This window comes from Candidatus Accumulibacter sp. ACC007 (assembly GCF_907163205.1).
GTDB lineage: Bacteria > Pseudomonadota > Gammaproteobacteria > Burkholderiales > Rhodocyclaceae > Accumulibacter > Accumulibacter regalis.
Genome location: NZ_CAJQUD010000011.1, coordinates 24,385 through 41,562 on the forward strand (window position 1 = coordinate 24,385; position 17,178 = coordinate 41,562).

A 17,178-nucleotide genomic window follows, 5' to 3' on the forward strand; every position below is an offset into this window, starting at 1 on the left:
ACAAGAAAACACGGCTGGAACAGAGGTGCGCCGGGCTGCTGCACGGCGCGGCCGGGCAGCGCGACGAGGCGGCTGGTCTGCCTACAGGCGTCAGGGACGCCAGGGCCAGGCCCCCGCCCGGCGGGCAGGCGGCGCGTGCAGTTCGTGGTCGTGGGTGCTCATGCGTGACTGACGCGCTGGGCCGCTTCGGCGAGGGTCGAGACTATAGCATCGCAAGCGAGATCGCGGACTTCGCGCCCTTCGTTGTAGCCGTAGGGGACGAGAAAAACGTGGCAGCCGGCGGCCCGTCCGGCGTGAAAATCGTGCACCGAATCGCCGATCATCAGCACGTCGGCGGGCGAGGCGCCAAGGCGGCCGCTGGCCCAGACCAGAGGCATCGGGTCGGGTTTCGGGCGGGGCAGAACGTCGCCGCTGACCACCACCTGGAAAAATGGTGCCAGACCGACATGTTCGAGCAATGGCAGCGAGAAAGCTTCCGCCTTGTTGGTGATCACCCCGAGCGGCAGGCCCAGGGACTGGAAGGCTTCGAGGCCTTCGCGGACGCCGGGGAAAAGGACGGCATGGCGTCCGTTGGCGATCGCGTAGTGGTGCCGGAAACTGTCCAGCGCTTCCTTGGGCGGCGGTGCGGGATCTTCGGCGGCAATCATGCTGCCGGCGAGAACGCGCTTGACCAGATTGGGGATGCCGCGCCCGACGTAGCTGCGAATCGCCGCCACGGGAATTTCCGGGCGACCGAGGTCGCCGAGCATGGCGTCGGCTGCGGCGTGCAGGTCGAGGACGGTGTCGATCAGCGTACCGTCCAGATCGAAGAGCACGGCGCGCACGGCGAGTGCTGGCACCATCATGCGCCGGCCAGTTCGGCGCGCAGCGCCGCGATGACCGTGTCGTAGCGGTTGGCGTCGCTGTCGCGGCCGGCGCCGAAGACGGCCGAACCGGCGACAAAAGCGTCGGCACCGGCAGCGGCGATCGCGGCAATGTTGTCCACCTTTACCCCGCCATCGACCTCGAGCCGGATGCGGCGCCCGCTCTTGCCTTGGTAGGCGTCGATGCGGGTGCGCGCAGCGCGCAGTTTGGCCAGCGTCGAGGGGATGAACGTCTGCCCGCCAAAGCCCGGGTTGACGCTCATCAGCAGGACGATATCCAGCTTGTCCATGACGTAGTCCAGGTAGTCCAGCGGCGTCGCTGGATTGAACACCAGGCCTGCCTGGCAGCCGCATTCGCGAATCAGCGCCAGCGAACGGTCGACGTGCTCGGAAGCTTCGGGGTGAAAGGTGATGATGTTGGCGCCGGCCTTGGCGAAGTCGGGAATGATCCGGTCGACGGGCTTGACCATCAGGTGCACGTCGATCGGCGCCGTTGTCAGCGGGCGTATGGCGGAACAGACCAGGGGGCCGATGGTCAGGTTGGGGACGTAATGGTTGTCCATGACATCGAAGTGAATCCAGTCGGCGCCAGCGGCGAGGACGTTGATCACCTCATCGCCAAGCCTGGCGAAATCGGCGGAAAGAATACTCGGCGCTATGACGTGCATGAACAGGAAACCCGGCGAAAAAGCGAGGTCCTATTCTACCGTGAAACGGCTTCCGTCGGCCCGGCGCGCCGTTGCCGGGTCGCGGCGGGCTTGTCAGCGTGCGCACTTTGGTGTGCAATGCCGTTTCTGATCGTCCCGACATTGAGCAAACATGGCCGAAAGCAAGAAATACGAGGTCGCAGTCAGCGCGGTCCCGCAATATATCGCCGAGCAATCGGACCCCGCCAACGACAGCTATGTCTTTGCCTATGCGATTACCATCGAGAACGTCGGCACCGTGCCGGCGCAGCTGATCTCCCGGCACTGGATCATTACCGATGCCGCGGGGGAGGTGCAGGAGGTACGTGGGCTGGGCGTCGTCGGCCGCCAGCCGCTGCTGCAGCCGGGCGAGAAATTCGAATACACCAGCGGCTGTCAGCTCGATACGCCGGTGGGCACGATGCGTGGCAGTTACCAGATGACGGCCGTAGACGGCAAGCAGTTCGAAGCGGAAATCCACGAGTTCACCCTGGCCGTGCCGCGCGTTCTGCACTGACGCATTTCCTTTGCGCCTCAGGCATAGCTACGCTCTGCTCTCGCCGTTCTACGATCCGGTGCTTGCCGCCGCGACTCGATGGGGTTTCTGAAGAGCTGCTGGCGGCAACTCCGCAACTGGTCCTGGCCAGCGACCAGGCGGCACTGGCGGCTGGCTGGTTCAGGTCGATCAGTCTGAAGCGTGTCGGGAACCCGTGACTTCGGCGCGGCGGGCGACGTCCAGTTCAGCCAGCAGGCAGCTTTCAAATGATCTGACGACGCTGACGTCATCGTCCACCGCTGGCGCGGCAGCGAGAACCGCGGCGCGCAGCGCCGTTCGGCGACCTGCGTCGCGGCACTCCTCGGCCAGACGTGTCGCAATGCGGATGTAGTCGTCTGCCGACGAGGCGACGTTGTCGGCCAGGCCGGCCTTGCGCAGCAATCCCGAAGCAAGGCGCTGGCGCATATGGCGTCCTTCGCGGGTGACGATCGGGAGGCCGCGATGCAGTGCCTGCCAGGCCGTGGTGTATCCGGAAAAAGCCGGGCAGTCGAGAAAGACGTCGCAGAGATCGAGCAAGGCAAGGAACTTCCCGGGCGAGAGCCAGGGGATCAACAGCAGGTGTCGCGTCGGATCGAGGCCGCGCTTGCGGAACGCCGATTCGAGGCGCGCCACGACCTGGTCGGTCGCCCAGGGGCAAACCGGATCGCGCAGCAGAATGAAGACACTCGATCCGGCTGCTACGGCTATCTGCGCATAGAGATCATCGTCGACCGGGTCGAGCTTGATGCTCCGTTGGGCGATCAGGAAGCGGCTACCCTTCAGACCGTGCAGGGCGGCCTCCACCTCCGGAATGGGCGCGGCAGCGATCGGCAGGGAAGCGGTGCAGCAGCCGGTGCCCGGCAAGCGGATCAAGCGCTCCCGGTAGTGGGCATCGGCATCCGCGGGCTCGAGCAGGTCGCCGGAAAGAAACAGGTCGATGCTGGCCAGGCCGGTGGTGATCGGGTGCCCCCAGCTGGCCACCTGCAGCGGCGCGAGCCGATGTGCGGCGAGGAAGTAGGCGATCGACGACATGCCGATTTCCGGGTAGAAAATCACGTCCGGGCAGTCTTCGCCAGCGGCGGCCAGCCAGCCGCTGGCCTCGCCAATCGTGTGCCGGTCACGCCAGCCATCGACCTGCGTGCGGGCAAAGGCCGTTTCCTCGTCCTCGGCATTGCCCAGGTGATAGATGAGCACCTCGAAACGCGCACGATCCAGGTGCAGCAACAGGCCGCGCAAGACGATATCCCATACCGAATGCCGGCGCACGTGATGCGATACCACCAACAGCCGGGTTCTGTCGCGATGCGGACGCGGTGCACGGTCCCGCGAGGGCAGGCATTCAGCGACCAGATCGCCGTAGCGCGATAGCAGATCGACGTGGTTGCCATCGCGGTAGGCCAGGAAGAACGGTTGCTGCGCGCCGGCCAGGTCGGTAGCGCGTAACTGCCGACCGGGGTCGGCGTGCAGCCACTCGGAAAGCGTATCGAGCGCGCCAGCGAAAGCGCCGCGGACGGTGGCTGCTTCTTCGCTGCTGTTCACGACCACCGGCAGGACGACGGTCGCCAGCGCCAGCCGCGTGGTGCTGCGGTCAGGCTGCGCGGCGAGTGCCTGAAGGTAACAGTCTTTGGCTTCCTTCGAGCGTCCGAGTTCCACCAGGACGCCGCCCAGCCGTTCAAGGATTTCGGCGTTCGCCGGCGGCGTCTTCAGAGCATCCCGATAGCAGCGCTCGGCCTCGGCAAAACGGGTCTGGTCGACGAGAAGTCGTGCCAGGTTGGTGCACGCATTCACGTAGCCAGGAGCCAATTGCAGGGCCCGACGATAGCATTCCTCAGCCTTGACCAGGCTCCCCAGTTCCTGGAGCACGTTGCCAAGATTGTCGAGGGCGGGGACGTAGTCCGGAGCGTGCTGCAGCGCGGCTGCAAAGCAGTTCCCTGCTTCTTCCAGCCGCCCGCTCTTGCACAGGATGTTGCCCAGGCAGAAGTGTGCCGCAGGATATTCCGGTGCGCGCTGTGCCGCCCGACGAGAGAAGGCTTCGGCTTCGTCCAATCGCCCCAGTTCGCCCAGCGTATCAGCGAGACAGACCAGCAGTTCGGCCGAATCCGGCGCGCTGCGCAGGACTCCGCGCAGGCAGGCTTCCGCCTCGGCAAACCTTCCCGACAGTCGCAAGGCATCGCCAAGAGCGAACTGCGCGCCCGCGTTCCCCGGCTGAAGTAGCGCGGCGCGCTCGAAGTTGGTGGCCGCCGCGTCGAAAAGCCCGCGTTCGATGAAAGCTCTCCCGAGCGCAGTCTGGGCATCGAAATCTCCGGGCGCGAGCGTCGTTGCGCGCTGCAGGGCGGGCACACCATCCTTGCCTTGCGCCTGCAGACTGGCACCAAGGAGGCCCCAGAGAAATCCCGACTGCGGCGATTGTCGCACCAGAAGGTGCAGCCACGATTCCAGTTCGGCATGGCGGCCCGCCTGGAACATGGCCACCAGCTGGCGCGCGTCGACCGCGTCGGGCGGCAAGGTGAGCTGGCGATGCCGGGCCGCTTCCGCGGCCCCTTGGCCCAGGCAGCAGTTCTTGTACTTCCTGCCACTGCCGCAGGGACAGGGATCATTCCGTCCGGGCTTCATCGCCAGTCGTTCCGCAAAGAGGCGCTAGCTGCGGTAGTCGGCGTTGATCTTGACATAGTCGTAGGAGAGGTCGCAGGTATAGACCGCCGCTCGGGCAGTGCCGCGTTCAAGCTCGACGCGGACGGTGATTTCGTCCGCGTGCATGATGCGCGCGCCGTCGCTCTCGCTATAGGAAGCGGCCCGGCCGCCGTTTTCGGCGACCAGAATCTCGCGGCCGCCGCCCGCCAGCCATACCCTGAGCCTATTGACGTCGAGGGCGTCGACGTCGGCATAGCCGATCGCCGCGAGGATGCGGCCCAGATTGGGATCGGAAGCAAAAAAGGCGGTCTTGACCAGAGGCGAATGGGCGACGGCGTAGCCGACGCGCTTGCATTCCTGACGGTCGTGGCCGCCTTCGACGGCGACGGTGATGAATTTGCTGGCCCCTTCTCCGTCGCGGATGATCGCCTGCGCCAGTTCCATGGCGACGGCGATCACCGCTTCGCGCAGTTGCGCGTAGGCGGGTGAGCCGGCGTCGCTGCATTCGATGCCCGCCTGGCCGGTGGCGATCAGGATCAGCGAGTCGTTGGTCGACGTATCGCCGTCGACGCTGATGCAGTTGAACGATTCGTCGGCCGCTTCGCGCAGCAGTTGCTGCAGCAGCGGCGCCGCGACGCCGGCGTCGGTGGCGATGAAGCCGAGCATGGTCGCCATGTTCGGGCGGATCATCCCGGCGCCCTTGCTGATGCCGGTGATGGTGACGCTTCTGCCGTCAATCCCGAGGCGCCGCGAGGCAGCCTTGGCGACGGTGTCGGTGGTCATGATGGCGTGTGCGGCAGCATGCCAGTTGTCGGCACGCAGGTCGGCGATACAGTCTGGCAGGCCGGCGATCAGGCGCTCGACGGGCAGCGGTTCGAGGATCACTCCGGTCGAAAAGGGGAGCACCTGGCGGTCGGCGATTCCCAGTAGCAGACCTAGCGCAGCGCAGCTTTCAGCGGCTGCCTGCCAGCCTTGCTCGCCGGTCCCGGCGTTGGCGATGCCGGTATTGATGACCAGTGCGCGCACGTCGCTGCCGAGTTGCAGATGGCGGCGGCAGACGTGTACCGGTGCGGCGCAGAAGCGGTTGGCGGTAAACACGCCAGCGACACGACAGCCGGGGTCGAGGGCGAGAACGGTGAGGTCGTTCCGGTCCGGCTTGCGGATGGCCGCCGCGGCGACGCCGAGACGAACGCCGGCAACCGGCAAGAGATCTGCGGCGGCGGGGGTACGATAATTGACGGGCATTGCAACCTCGCGAACGGGGAATGGCTGTGGCAGCGTGGCCGGCAGTGGGGGCGCGCCTGGCAGGCTACAGGTTCGGCAGCTGGCGCCCGCGCAGGTGGCAACCCACGGCGATGCGCGTGGCGGCAGCGGCGCTTACGACAACTTGCCGTGACAGAACTTGTACTTCCTGCCCGATCCACAGGGGCAGGGGTCGTTACGACCGACTTTCGGCCCCGCCGGCAGCGGCGTCATGCCCTCTGGCGGCGCTGCCTGGTCGTCGCTGCGCAGCGCTTCATCGAAGCCTATGTGCTGATACTGTACGTTCTGCACTTCGGCATGTGGCGCGGTTTCCTCGACGTCCTGCGGGCGTACCTGAACGGTCATCAATAAGCGTGTTACATCGGCACGCACGCTGTCCAGCAGGCGCTCGAAAAGCTCGAAGGCTTCGCGCTTGTATTCCTGCTTGGGGTTCTTCTGGGCGTAGCCACGCAGGTGAATTCCCTGGCGCAGGTGATCGAGTGCCGCCAGGTGCTCGCGCCAGTGCGTGTCCAGGCTCTGCAGCATGACGTTGCGTTCGAACTGGTGAAACATCCCGGCGCCGACCAGATCGACCTTGGCCGAGTAGGTTGCAGACGCGTTGTCGACGACCCGCTCCAGTATCTCCTCGTCGCGCAGATTCGGCTCGTCGGTCGACCAGGCGACGATCGGCAGCGGCAGTTGTAGGTCGGCGGCCAGGGTGTTTTCCAGACCGGGCAGGTCCCATTGCTCTTCGACGCTGTCGGCCGGTACGTGCACCCGGAAAGTCTCGTGCAATACGGCGGCGCGCATCGCGGTGACCGTTTCCGAAATGTCTTCGCTTTCGAGCAGCTCGTTGCGTTGCGCGTAAATGACCTTGCGTTGATCGTTGGAGACGTCGTCGTACTCGAGCAGTTGTTTGCGAATGTCGAAGTTGCGCGCTTCGACCTTGCGCTGCGCCGATTCAAGCGAGCGCGAGACGAGCGGATGCTCGATCGGCTCGCCTTCAGGCATCTTCAGTCGCTCCATGATCGCCTTCAGGCGATCGCCGGCAAAAATGCGCAGCAGCGAATCGTCGAGCGCCAGATAGAAACGTGAGGAGCCGGGGTCGCCCTGGCGGCCGGAACGGCCGCGCAGCTGATTGTCGATGCGCCGCGATTCGTGCCGTTCCGAGCCGATGATGTGCAGGCCGCCGGAGGCCACCACCTGGTCGTGCAGCACCTGCCACTCGCTGCGGATTTTGGCGATGCGCCGATCGCGTTCTTCGGCCGGCAGCGTTTCGTCGTCGCGGACCAGGCTGATCTGCTTTTCGATGCTGCCGCCGAGAACGATGTCGGTTCCACGCCCGGCCATATTGGTGGCGATGGTGATGACCCCCGGGCGGCCGGCCTGGATGACGATGTCCGCCTCGCGTGCGTGTTGCTTGGCGTTGAGTACCTGGTGCGGTAGCTTCTCGTGGTCAAGCAGCGCCGAGAGCAGTTCCGAATTCTCGATCGACGTCGTGCCGACCAGCACCGGCTGCCCACGCTCGCGACAGCCACGGATGTCGGCGACGATGGCCGCGTGTTTTTCCTGTGCCGTACGGAACACCTGGTCGTTGTTGTCGGTCCGGCGCATCGGCTTGTTGGGCGGGATGACCACGGTCTCGAGGCCGTAGATCTGTTGGAACTCGTAGGCTTCGGTATCCGCCGTACCGGTCATTCCCGACAGCTTGCTGTACATCCGGAAGTAGTTCTGGAAAGTGATCGACGCCAGCGTCTGATTCTCGTTCTGGATCTTCACGCCTTCCTTGGCCTCGACCGCCTGGTGCAGGCCTTCGGACCAGCGGCGACCGCTCATCAGCCGACCGGTGAACTCGTCGACGATCACCACTTCGCCGTTCTGCACCACATATTGCTGGTCCTTGAGGAACAGGTTGTGGGCGCGCAGGGAGGCATAGAGGTGATGGATCAGGAGTATGTTGCTGGCGTCGTAAAGGCTGCCGTTGCCCGGGAGCAGCCCGGCTTCCTCGAGAACCCTTTCGGCATTCTCGTGGCCAGCCTCGGTCATCAGGATCTGATGACCCTTTTCGTCGACCCAGTAGTCGCCGGGACCGTTTTCTTCCTGGCAGCGCGTGAGCAAGGGGGCGACCTTGTTCATTCGCACGTAGAGATCGGTGTGGTCTTCGGCCTGTCCGGAGATGATCAGCGGGGTGCGCGCTTCGTCGATGAGAATCGAGTCGACTTCGTCGACGATGGCGAAGCTGAGCTTGCGCTGCACCCGTTCGGCGGTCGAGTAGACCATGTTGTCGCGCAGGTAGTCGAAGCCGAACTCGTTGTTGGTGCCGTAGGTGATGTCCGCAGCGTAGGCTGCCTGTTTGTCGTCGTGTGCCATCTGCGACAGGTTGACGCCGACCGACAAGCCGAGAAAGCGATGCAGGCGTCCCATCCATTCGGCGTCACGGTTGGCCAGATAGTCGTTGACGGTGACGATATGAACGCCTTTGCCGGCCAGGGCATTGAGATAGGCGGGCAGGGTCGCGACCAGGGTCTTGCCTTCGCCGGTCCGCATTTCGGCGATCTTGCCGTCGTGCAGGACCATGCCACCGATCAGCTGCACGTCGAAGTGACGCATGCCGAGGGCTCGTTTGCCGGCCTCGCGTACGACCGCGAATGCCTCCGGGAGGAGTGCGTCCAGCGTCTCGCCGCTGGCGACTCGTTCCTTGAACTCGACCGTTTTGCCGCGCAGATCTTCATCGGACAACGCGCTGATACCTTCCTCGAGCGCGTTGATCTTGCGGACAACCCACGAGTACTGCTTGATCAGCCGATCGTTGCGGCTGCCGAAAATCTTTTTGAGTAGGCCGGGAATCATTCTGGGAACGGTAAAGGAAGCTGCGAAGTTAGTATAAGGACTCCAGTCTGGCAGCAGCAGCGAAGCGCTGCCACTGCCAGAAATGGCGAGCACTGGAGAGCCAATCGTGAGTAACCGGGATTGCAGCGCCGCAAACGCAGGGTGACAGGATCAACGCAATCATAAGGCGTGCGGCATGGATACTACCTTCAAGAGGGGATAGACGCAATTCTGGCTTCCGCTGGCGCCGTGACGCGGGCGCGCCGAGTGGCGTCTGATGGCGGCGACTGCGACTGGCGGGCATTTGCCAGCACCTTGTCGTGGCAGCCCGTGCTGCGTGTCGCCAAAGCGTCTCGGCAGCTGCCGCTGCGGCTGTCGCGGCGGCCCCCGGCCGAACGCGGCAGAAGTGGCCGAATTGTGCTTGTCAATCGGGAAAGACAGGTGCTTTAATCCCCCTACCGTCAGCCACTGTGAGGAGTCACGAGATGCCAGATAGTCACTTCAAGCCTCTGCTCTGGACCAAGCTCAGGAGAGGCGTTCCGTGTTACCTGCCGAAGGCTGCCGTGGGCGCTCGGGTTGACGCCCATTCTCCGGCCCTGGCGGTGATGACCGACTTTCGTCGCTTTGCGCCAGTTACGATTGCCCGCGATGCTGCGCTCGACGAGGCCAACCGATTGATGACCCTGTGTAATGTGCACTACCTGCTGGTTGGTGACGAGCAGCGGCAGTTGCTGGGAATCGTCACCGAGGCCAGTACCAAGGGGCACCGGCCGCTGGCAACAGCGCACGCGATGGGAATACGCCCGCGCGAGCTGGTGGTCGGCAATGTGATGATCAACAAGCACGACGATGCCGAGGTGGTGCACCTCAAGGACCTTGCCGCGGCCAAGGTCGGCCACGTCCTGGCTACGCTCAAGGAACTGGGGACGCCGAGCTGCCTGGTAGTGGAGCACGATGAGAGCGATAACCATGTCCTTTGCGGGGCGTTCTTCCTGTCGCAGATCGAGCGTCAGATGGGTGGCGAGTCGCGACCCGACGAGGTCGCGCACACCTTCTCGCAGGTGGTCAATTCGCTGGGGCGCTGAGTCGGCGCAACACGCGCCGGCTGGCGGTTGCGACGCAGCGTGTTCATTTTTGTTGGCCGGTGCTTGGCGAGTCGCACCGAGGACTGCTGGCGAGGCGTGGCCTCGTCCGCCAGTCCGCAGGCAACCAAGAAGCCGCTTCGCCGCGTCTGCCCGCAAGCTGCCGGGATTGGATGATTCGGGCTTAAGGCACGCTTCAGCTGGTCAACGCATGATCCCTGCCCTGTTGTGAGGGCAGGCCATCCCGTTGGCGGTTCGCCTCTCGTTGTGCCCAACGGCTCCCGGTACCGATGCTTGCCGTGCTGCCGGGAGCCTGCTGCTGCGACCGCCAAGGCGGCGATAGAATAATGACCCCCCCTTTTTCGAGAAGCGACCCCGACAATGAGCACCGGTAACGCCGCCCCGGAAATTTCCTTCGACGACCCACGCCGGCACGCGATGACGCAGCGCTGCACCTGGATCAGCGTCGTGGTCAACGTGCTGCTGACCGCGGCGCAGGTTGTCGCTGGCATTATCGCCAACTCGCAGGCACTGGTCGCCGATGGCATGCATTCGCTGTCCGATCTCGTCTGCGACTTCCTGGTGCTCTTCGCTGCTCATCACAGCAAGGACCCGGCCGATGAGAGTCACCCTTACGGTCACGCGCGCATCGAAACAGCGGCGTCATTTGCCCTGGGGGCGATTCTGGCAGCGACTGGCGGCGCCATCATCTGGAGCGCTGGCGTGAAGTTGCAGGACCTGGGTAGCCTGCCGCCGGTTGCGCCGTTGGCGCTGTGGACGGCGCTGCTTGCGCTGATCGCCAAAGAGACTTTGTTTCGCTACATGTTGCACGTCGGTGAAAGCCTGCGCTCGCCGATGCTGGTCGCCAACGCCTGGCACGCTCGCTCGGACGCTGCCTCGTCGCTGGTGGTGGCAGTGGGGATCGGCGGCAACCTGATGGGCTTCGTCTTCGCCGATTCGGTGGCCGCGGTGATCGTCGGTTTCATGATCGTGCGCATGGGGGTGGTGTTTTCCTGGGAAGCGCTGCAGGAACTGATCGACACCGGGCTGTCGGTCGACGAGGTGAATGGTATTCGCCAGGTGATCATCGACACTCAGGGTGTGGGCAGCCTGCACGAATTGCGCACTCGCCGCATGGCGCATCGCTCGCTGGTCGACGCGCATGTCTGCGTCAATCCGCGGATCAGCGTCTCCGAGGGGCATCGCATCGCTGAGGCGACCCGCAAGCGGGTGCTCGACAGCCATCCCACAGTGTCCGACGTGCTGGTGCACGTCGACGTCGAAGACGACGTCGATCACGATAGCAAGAGCCAGAACATGCCGGACCGCAGCGAGTTGATGGGCTTCCTGGCGCCGGTGCTGGCGACGCTGCCGAAACCGCAGAGAGTGGTTCTGCACTATCTCAATGGTCGCGTCGAGGCCGAAGTCTTCCTGCCTTGCGAGATACTCGCCGACCCGGCCTTGGTCAGTACGGCAGAACGCGAATTCGCCGAGCGCCTGCGCGCGCATCCATTGCTCAGCGCCCTGTCGATCAACTACCGCCAGCGTATTTTTCCCGTCCGCCGCGGTTGATTCTCGGCCGGCAATTTTTCCCGGGAGCGCCGACAGAACGGCAGTCGTCGGCTGCGTGGCAGCTTGCTTGTGCTCTCCGCGGCAGGCGCAACCGGCGCCTCTGCCTGCTGACGATCAGTAGCGGGGGGCAGCGGTCAGGTACGCGCCGCATGCTATAATCCCTTTCTTTTTCAAGGCTTGAGAGGCGTACGATGTTTTCGGCTAACGACACACTGGCGAAAGTGGATCCCGAGATCTGGCAGGCGATCGAAAACGAAAATCGGCGCCAGGAAGAGCATATCGAGTTGATCGCTTCGGAGAACTACGTCAGCCACGCGGTGATGGCCGCGCAAGGCTCGCAGTTGACCAACAAGTACGCCGAAGGCTATCCGGGCAGGCGCTACTACGGTGGCTGCGAGCACGTCGATGTCGCCGAGCAGCTGGCCATCGATCGCCTCAAGAAACTGTTTTCCGCCGAGGCGGCCAACGTCCAGGCGAATTCCGGGTCGCAGGCCAATCAGGCAGTCCTGATGGCCTTTGCCAAGCCGGGTGACACGATCATGGGAATGAGCCTCGCCGAAGGAGGGCACCTGACGCATGGCATGCCGCTGAACATGTCCGGCAAGTGGTTCAACGTCGTTGCCTACGGTCTCGACCAGCATGAAGCCATCGATTACGCGAAAATGGAAGCGCTGGCCCGCGAGCACAAGCCGCGCATCCTGATCGCCGGTGCCTCGGCGTACTCGCTGCGCATCGATTTCGAGCGCTTCGCACGGGTGGCCAGGGAAGTGGGCGCGATTTTCATGGTGGACATGGCGCATTACGCCGGTCTGATTGCCGCCGACTGCTACCCGAACCCGGTTCCGCACGCCGATGTGGTGACCTCGACGACGCACAAGACGCTGCGCGGGCCGCGTGGCGGCATCATCCTGATGAAGGCCGAGCACGAAAAAGCGATCAACTCGGCGGTCTTTCCGGGTCTGCAGGGTGGGCCGCTGATGCACGTGATTGCGGCCAAGGCGGTGGCTTTCAAAGAGGCGCTGAAGCCGAGCTTTACCAAATACCAGGAGCAGGTGCTGGCCAACGCCCGGGTTCTCTCGCGCGTGCTGTCGGAAGAGCGCGGCATGCGCATCGTTTCGGGGCGTACCGAATCGCACGTCTTCCTGGTTGATTTGCGGGCCAAGAACATCACCGGCAAGGAAGCCGAGGCCGCGCTGGGCGCCGCACACATCACGGTCAACAAGAACGCCATCCCCAATGATCCGCAGAAGCCCTTCGTGACTTCCGGGATTCGTATCGGTTCGCCGGCGATGACCACGCGTGGCTTCACCGAGATCGAATCGGAAGTGGTCGGGCACCTGATCGCCGACGTTCTCGATGCGCCCGGCGACGAAAAGGTCCTCGCCAGAGTGCGCGCCGATGGTGCGGCGCTGTGCAGGAAGTTTCCGGTCTATGGCGGGTCGGCGGGATGAAATGCCCGTTCTGCGGCGCTGACGAAACGACCGTCGCTGACACCCGTATCAATGACGATGGCGATCTGGTTCGCCGTCGTCGGCGTTGCCTGAAATGCGACAAGCGGTTCACGACTTACGAGCGTGCCGAACTGCGCATGCCGCAGGTCATCAAGAAGAATGGCTCGCGGGTCAACTTCGACGCCGAGAAGCTGGCCGCCAGTCTCCGCCTGGCGCTGCGCAAGCGCCCGGTCGGCACCGAGGCGGTCGAGGCGGCGATTGCCCGTATCGAGGGCAAGCTGCTGGCCCTCGGTGAGCGGGAACTGGCTTCGGAGAAAGTCGGTGAGATGGTCATGCTCGAGTTGAAAAAACTCGACAAGGTGGCCTACGTCCGCTTTGCGTCGGTCTATCGCAATTTCGAGGACGTAGACGAGTTCTCCAAGCTGATTCGCGAGGTCTCCCGCTCGCCGCAGAAACTCGGTCGTTGATGGCGCAGGGCTTCAGCGCGTTCGACCACGAAATGATGGCGCGGGCGTTGCGCCTGGCCGAGTTGGGTTTGCATACCACCACTCCGAATCCGCGTGTCGGTTGCGTCATCGTCAATGATGGGCAGATCGTCGGCGAAGGCTGGCATCTGCGCGCCGGCGGGCAGCACGCCGAAGTGCATGCCCTGCGCGCGGCGGCTGAACGTGCGCGCGGGGCAAGCGTTTACGTGACGCTCGAGCCGTGCAGTCATCAGGGTCGGACGCCGCCCTGCGCTGACGCGCTGCTGGCGGCGGGAGTGCGCCGCGTCGTCGTCGCCATGCCCGATCCCAATCCGCTGGTCGCCGGGCAGGGGCTCGCCAGCCTGCGCGCGGCCGGAGTGCTTGCCGAGGAGGGCTTGCTCGCTGTCGAGGCCGGCGAGCTCAATATTGGTTTCGTCGCCCGCATGACTCGCTCGCGGCCCTGGCTGCGCTTGAAGGTCGCCGCCAGTCTCGACGGCAAGACGGCATTACGCAACGGCGCCAGCCAGTGGCTGACCGGTGCCGATGCCCGCCAGGACGGGCATCGCTGGCGCGCGCGTGCCTGCGCCATTTTGACCGGCATCGGTACTGTCCGGCACGACGACCCGCAGCTCAATGTGCGTGGGGTGACCGGGCTGGCCAGCGATTCGCGCCAGCCGCTGAAAGTCGTCGTCGATAGCCGGCTTGAGCTGCCGCTTGGCGCCCGACTGTTGCGCGGTGCTCGCGTTCTGCTCGCTGCCGCCCACGCCGACGCCTCGCGGGTTGCCACTTTCCGGAAGGCCGGCGCCGAGGTGCTGCTGCTGCCCGGGGCGGACGGGCAGGTCGATCTGCGCGCGCTGCTCGCCGAACTCGCCCGCCGCGGCATCAACGAAGTTCACGCTGAAGCGGGTTTTCGCCTCAGCGGCTCGCTCCTCGGCGCCGGTCTGGTCGATGAACTGCTGCTCTATCTGGCGCCCTGCCTGCTGGGCGACGCCGCACGTGGCATGTTCGACCTGCCAGCGCTCGAGTCGCTGGCCGGCAAACGCAGCCTGCTCATCCGCGACCTGCGTTCGGTGGGGCCCGACTTGCGCCTGCTGGCACGCTTCACTTGACGTCGCCTGACGCGCAGACCGGACACTGCGGGTCCTGGCCGAAGTTCACACTGCGCCAGTCCATCGACAAACCGTCGAGCAGCCACAGGCGGCCAAGGACGACTTCGCCGGCGCCGGCGATCAGCTTCAGCGCTTCGGCTGCCTGCATGGCGCCGATGATGCCGGTGAGCGGTGCGAATACCCCCATCACCGCGCAGCGCTCCTCCTCGACATCGTCTGCTTCCGGGAACAGGCAGCTATAGCACGGCGCGCCAGCGCGCCGGCTGTCGAATACCGCGAGCTGGCCGGCAAAACGGATCGCAGCGCCGGAAACCAGTGGGGTGCGCTGGCGGACGCATTGCCGATTGACGGCGTGGCGGGTGGCGAAATTGTCGCAGCAATCGAGCACCACGTCGGCGTCGGCGACCAGAGCAGCCAGAGCATCGCCAGCGAGACGGCTGTTGATTGCTTCGACGCGTACTTCGGGATTGATATGCGCCAGCGCCATCTTTCCTGACAGGGCTTTGGGCTGGCCGATGCGCTCCTGCGTGTGGAGAATCTGGCGCTGCAGATTGGTGAGGTCAACCTGATCGCCGTCGGCGAGGGTGATCCGGCCGACGCCGGCGGCGGCGAGATAGAGGGCGGCCGGAGAACCCAGGCCGCCGGCACCGACGATCAATGCCTTGGCGTTGACCAGGCGCTGCTGCCCTTCAATGCCGATTTCGTCGAGCAGGATATGGCGGCTATAGCGAAGCAACTGCTCGTCGTTCATCGGGTTGGCCCTGGCCTTTTCCTGCACCTGCGGCAGATGTTGCGAATGCCCTGCATGCCGGGCTTACTTGTACTCGCGCCACTCCGGCGGCGTGTCGTCGTGGTCGCCATGCGGGTGACGTTCCCAGGCGTGCGTGTAGGCTTCCGACTGCGAGCGTTTCAGTAGCCGCTCCGGCGCCTCGAGATTATGCAGCTGCGTTTCCTCGACGTAGTAGATCAGCGCCCGCATCATCTTGCTCATCAAGGTGTTGTCGAGGTGGTAGCCGTTGTCCTCGAGCGAGCCTTCGAGCTCTTCCAGCGAGTGCTGGTGAAGATCGTAGGCGACGCCGACGGCGCGCTCCTGTTCGCGCCGCTCGACCTCCAGTTGCTCGATCTGGCCGAGGAATTCGGATGCCTCAGGCACCTGATGCGGAGGAAACTTGGCAAACAGGATATTCCGCTGCTTGCGGATCGGTGCTGTCTTGTCGGTTGTCGCCGCCGGTCGTTTCACGTTCCTTCCCTGGAGAGAAAGGGGTTCAGGGCTTGTTGCGGATAAGCTGCATGCCCTTGAGAATATTCAGCGCCTGGGTCAGCTGGTAGTCCTTTTTCGAAGCCAGTTCGCGGCTCGGCAGTTCGGCCGACTCGTCGCCTTCGTCCTTGTTGTCCTTCGGTCCGCTGGGCTTCGGCTGGGCGGGTGGCTGTGTCCTGCTTGACGGTTTGGCCGGTGCCTCCTTGACCGCGGCCTCACTGTCCGCTTCGCTATTGTTCTCAAGGTGGTGGTCGAGGTTGGCTTCGCGCAAACGCTGCGCTGAGCCGCCGTTGGCCGTTTCCTCGACGACGATGTCCGGGTCGATGCCTTTGGCCTGGATCGAACGCCCCAGAGGCGTGAAGTAGCGTGCCGTCGTCAGCTTGATGGCGGTATTGCCGGGGAGCGGCAGAACGGTCTGCACCGAGCCTTTGCCGAAGGTCGTCGTGCCGAGGACGACGGCACGCTTGTAATCCTGCAGCGCACCGGCGACGATTTCGGACGCCGAAGCCGAGCCGCCATTGACCAGCACGACCATCGGGACGGTGCGCGCTTCCGCCGGCAGGCGCTTGATGTAATCGTCCCGGCTGCCGCGCAGATAGTCCGCCGGCGAAGCGTGAAACTCGTGCTTGGCGTCGGGGGCGCGACCATCGGTCGAGGTAATCAAGGAATCGGGCGGCAGAAACGCGGCCGAGACGCCAACGGCACTGTTCAGCAAGCCGCCCGGATCGTTGCGCAGGTCGAGCACCAGCCCCTTGAGCGGCCCGGGCTTGGAAAGGTCGTTGAGGTGCTTGACCACCGCTGCGCCAGTATTCTCCTGGAAAGAGGTGATGCGCAGATAGCCGAAGCCGTCTTCGACCAGCTTCGACTTGACGCTTTGCACCTTGATCACTTCGCGGGTCAGTGTGACGTCGATCGGTTTCGCCTCGCCCTTGCGCAGAATCGACAATCTGATCTGCGACTTCGGCTTGCCGCGCATGCGCTTGACGGCTTCGGTCAGCGTCAGACCCTTGACCAGCGTGTCGTCGATCTTGAAAATCAGGTCTCCAGGCTTGACGCCGGCACGATCGGCGGGAGTGTCCTCGATCGGCGACACCACCTTGACCAGTCCGTCTTCCATGCCGACTTCGATACCGATGCCGCCGAACTCGCCTTGCGTCCCGACCTGCAAGTCCTTGAACGCGTCGGCATCAAGGTAGGTCGAGTGCGGGTCCAGGTTGGAGAGCATGCCGCTGATCGCGTGGGTGATCAGTGTCTTGTCGCCGACGGGTTCGACATAGCCCTTCTTGATGGCATTGAATACTTCAGCGAAGGTGCGCAACTCTTCTACGGGCAGGCTTGTACGCGTCTCCTTTTCGGCCAGCGCCGAAAACTGCAGGCTGATCAGAATGCCACCAAGAACTCCGGCGCAAACCAGCCCGGCCTGTTTCCACTTGCCCATTTCTCTCACTCCGTGCGC

Annotated in this window: 14 protein-coding genes; 6 read left to right on the top strand and 8 right to left on the bottom strand. The window is 64.4% G+C overall.

The window, feature by feature from the left end; genetic code table 11:
• Positions 1 to 158: 158 nt before the first annotated feature.
• Complete coding sequence (locus QZ634_RS20030; RefSeq protein WP_291991333.1) at positions 159 to 842, bottom strand: phosphoglycolate phosphatase; 684 nt, start codon at positions 840 to 842, stop codon at positions 159 to 161.
• Positions 842 to 1,531: a ribulose-phosphate 3-epimerase gene (gene rpe, locus QZ634_RS20035; protein ID WP_291991261.1), complete on the bottom strand. Its 690-nt coding sequence runs from the start codon at positions 1,529 to 1,531 to the stop codon at positions 842 to 844. Before rpe ends, QZ634_RS20030 begins: the two co-directional genes overlap by 1 nt.
• Positions 1,532 to 1,682: 151 nt before the next feature.
• Between rpe and apaG the strand changes: the two genes are divergently transcribed.
• Positions 1,683 to 2,066 (top strand): Co2+/Mg2+ efflux protein ApaG, encoded by a 384-nt coding sequence (apaG, locus tag QZ634_RS20040; RefSeq protein ID WP_291991262.1) that lies wholly within the window; start codon positions 1,683 to 1,685, stop codon positions 2,064 to 2,066.
• A 168-nt stretch (positions 2,067 to 2,234) separates the two neighbouring features.
• On the opposite strand, the gene QZ634_RS20045 is transcribed toward apaG, so the two are convergent.
• From QZ634_RS20045 to secA, 3 genes are all read right to left on the bottom strand, one after another.
• Positions 2,235 to 4,697, bottom strand: coding sequence for a tetratricopeptide repeat protein (locus tag QZ634_RS20045; protein WP_291991263.1), 2,463 nt, complete (start codon positions 4,695 to 4,697; stop codon positions 2,235 to 2,237).
• Positions 4,698 to 4,721: 24 nt separating this feature from the next.
• Entirely contained in the window at positions 4,722 to 5,960 is a 1,239-nt protein-coding gene (gene argJ, locus QZ634_RS20050) for a bifunctional glutamate N-acetyltransferase/amino-acid acetyltransferase ArgJ (protein WP_291991264.1), read from the bottom strand.
• Between the two features lie 132 nt (positions 5,961 to 6,092).
• Positions 6,093 to 8,807 (bottom strand): preprotein translocase subunit SecA, encoded by a 2,715-nt coding sequence (secA, locus tag QZ634_RS20055; protein WP_291991265.1) that lies wholly within the window; start codon positions 8,805 to 8,807, stop codon positions 6,093 to 6,095.
• Between the two features lie 464 nt (positions 8,808 to 9,271).
• On the opposite strand from secA, the gene QZ634_RS20060 reads away from it, so the two are divergent.
• The 5 genes from QZ634_RS20060 (at position 9,272) to ribD (ending at position 14,464) form a co-directional block, all read left to right on the top strand.
• Entirely contained in the window at positions 9,272 to 9,871 is a 600-nt protein-coding gene (locus tag QZ634_RS20060) for a CBS domain-containing protein (protein WP_291991266.1), read from the top strand.
• A gap of 378 nt (positions 9,872 to 10,249) precedes the next feature.
• Complete coding sequence (locus QZ634_RS20065) at positions 10,250 to 11,440, top strand: cation diffusion facilitator family transporter (RefSeq protein WP_291991267.1); 1,191 nt, start codon at positions 10,250 to 10,252, stop codon at positions 11,438 to 11,440.
• Between the two features lie 191 nt (positions 11,441 to 11,631).
• Positions 11,632 to 12,891, top strand: a complete 1,260-nt coding sequence (gene glyA / locus QZ634_RS20070) for a serine hydroxymethyltransferase (RefSeq protein WP_291991268.1) — start codon at positions 11,632 to 11,634, stop codon at positions 12,889 to 12,891.
• The gene (nrdR, locus tag QZ634_RS20075) at positions 12,888 to 13,358 is read left to right on the top strand and encodes a transcriptional regulator NrdR (RefSeq protein WP_169065383.1); all 471 of its coding nucleotides are present in this window, start codon (positions 12,888 to 12,890) and stop codon (positions 13,356 to 13,358) included. The genes glyA and nrdR overlap by 4 nt, the downstream gene beginning before the upstream one ends.
• Positions 13,358 to 14,464, top strand: a complete 1,107-nt coding sequence (gene ribD / locus QZ634_RS20080; RefSeq protein ID WP_291991269.1) for a bifunctional diaminohydroxyphosphoribosylaminopyrimidine deaminase/5-amino-6-(5-phosphoribosylamino)uracil reductase RibD — start codon at positions 13,358 to 13,360, stop codon at positions 14,462 to 14,464. The genes nrdR and ribD overlap by 1 nt, the downstream gene beginning before the upstream one ends.
• On the opposite strand, the gene moeB is transcribed toward ribD, so the two are convergent.
• The 3 genes from moeB to QZ634_RS20095 all read right to left on the bottom strand — a co-directional run bounded on the left by moeB (position 14,457) and on the right by QZ634_RS20095 (position 17,160).
• Entirely contained in the window at positions 14,457 to 15,215 is a 759-nt protein-coding gene (gene moeB, locus QZ634_RS20085; RefSeq protein ID WP_291991270.1) for a molybdopterin-synthase adenylyltransferase MoeB, read from the bottom strand. The two genes, ribD and moeB, sit on opposite strands and share 8 nt — an antisense overlap.
• Before the next feature lie 63 nt (positions 15,216 to 15,278).
• A complete protein-coding gene (locus QZ634_RS20090) occupies positions 15,279 to 15,704 on the bottom strand; it encodes a hypothetical protein (protein ID WP_291991271.1) in 426 nt (141 codons plus the stop codon).
• A 25-nt stretch (positions 15,705 to 15,729) separates the two neighbouring features.
• Positions 15,730 to 17,160, bottom strand: coding sequence for a S41 family peptidase (locus QZ634_RS20095; RefSeq protein WP_291991272.1), 1,431 nt, complete (start codon positions 17,158 to 17,160; stop codon positions 15,730 to 15,732).
• Positions 17,161 to 17,178: the final 18 nt, after the last annotated feature.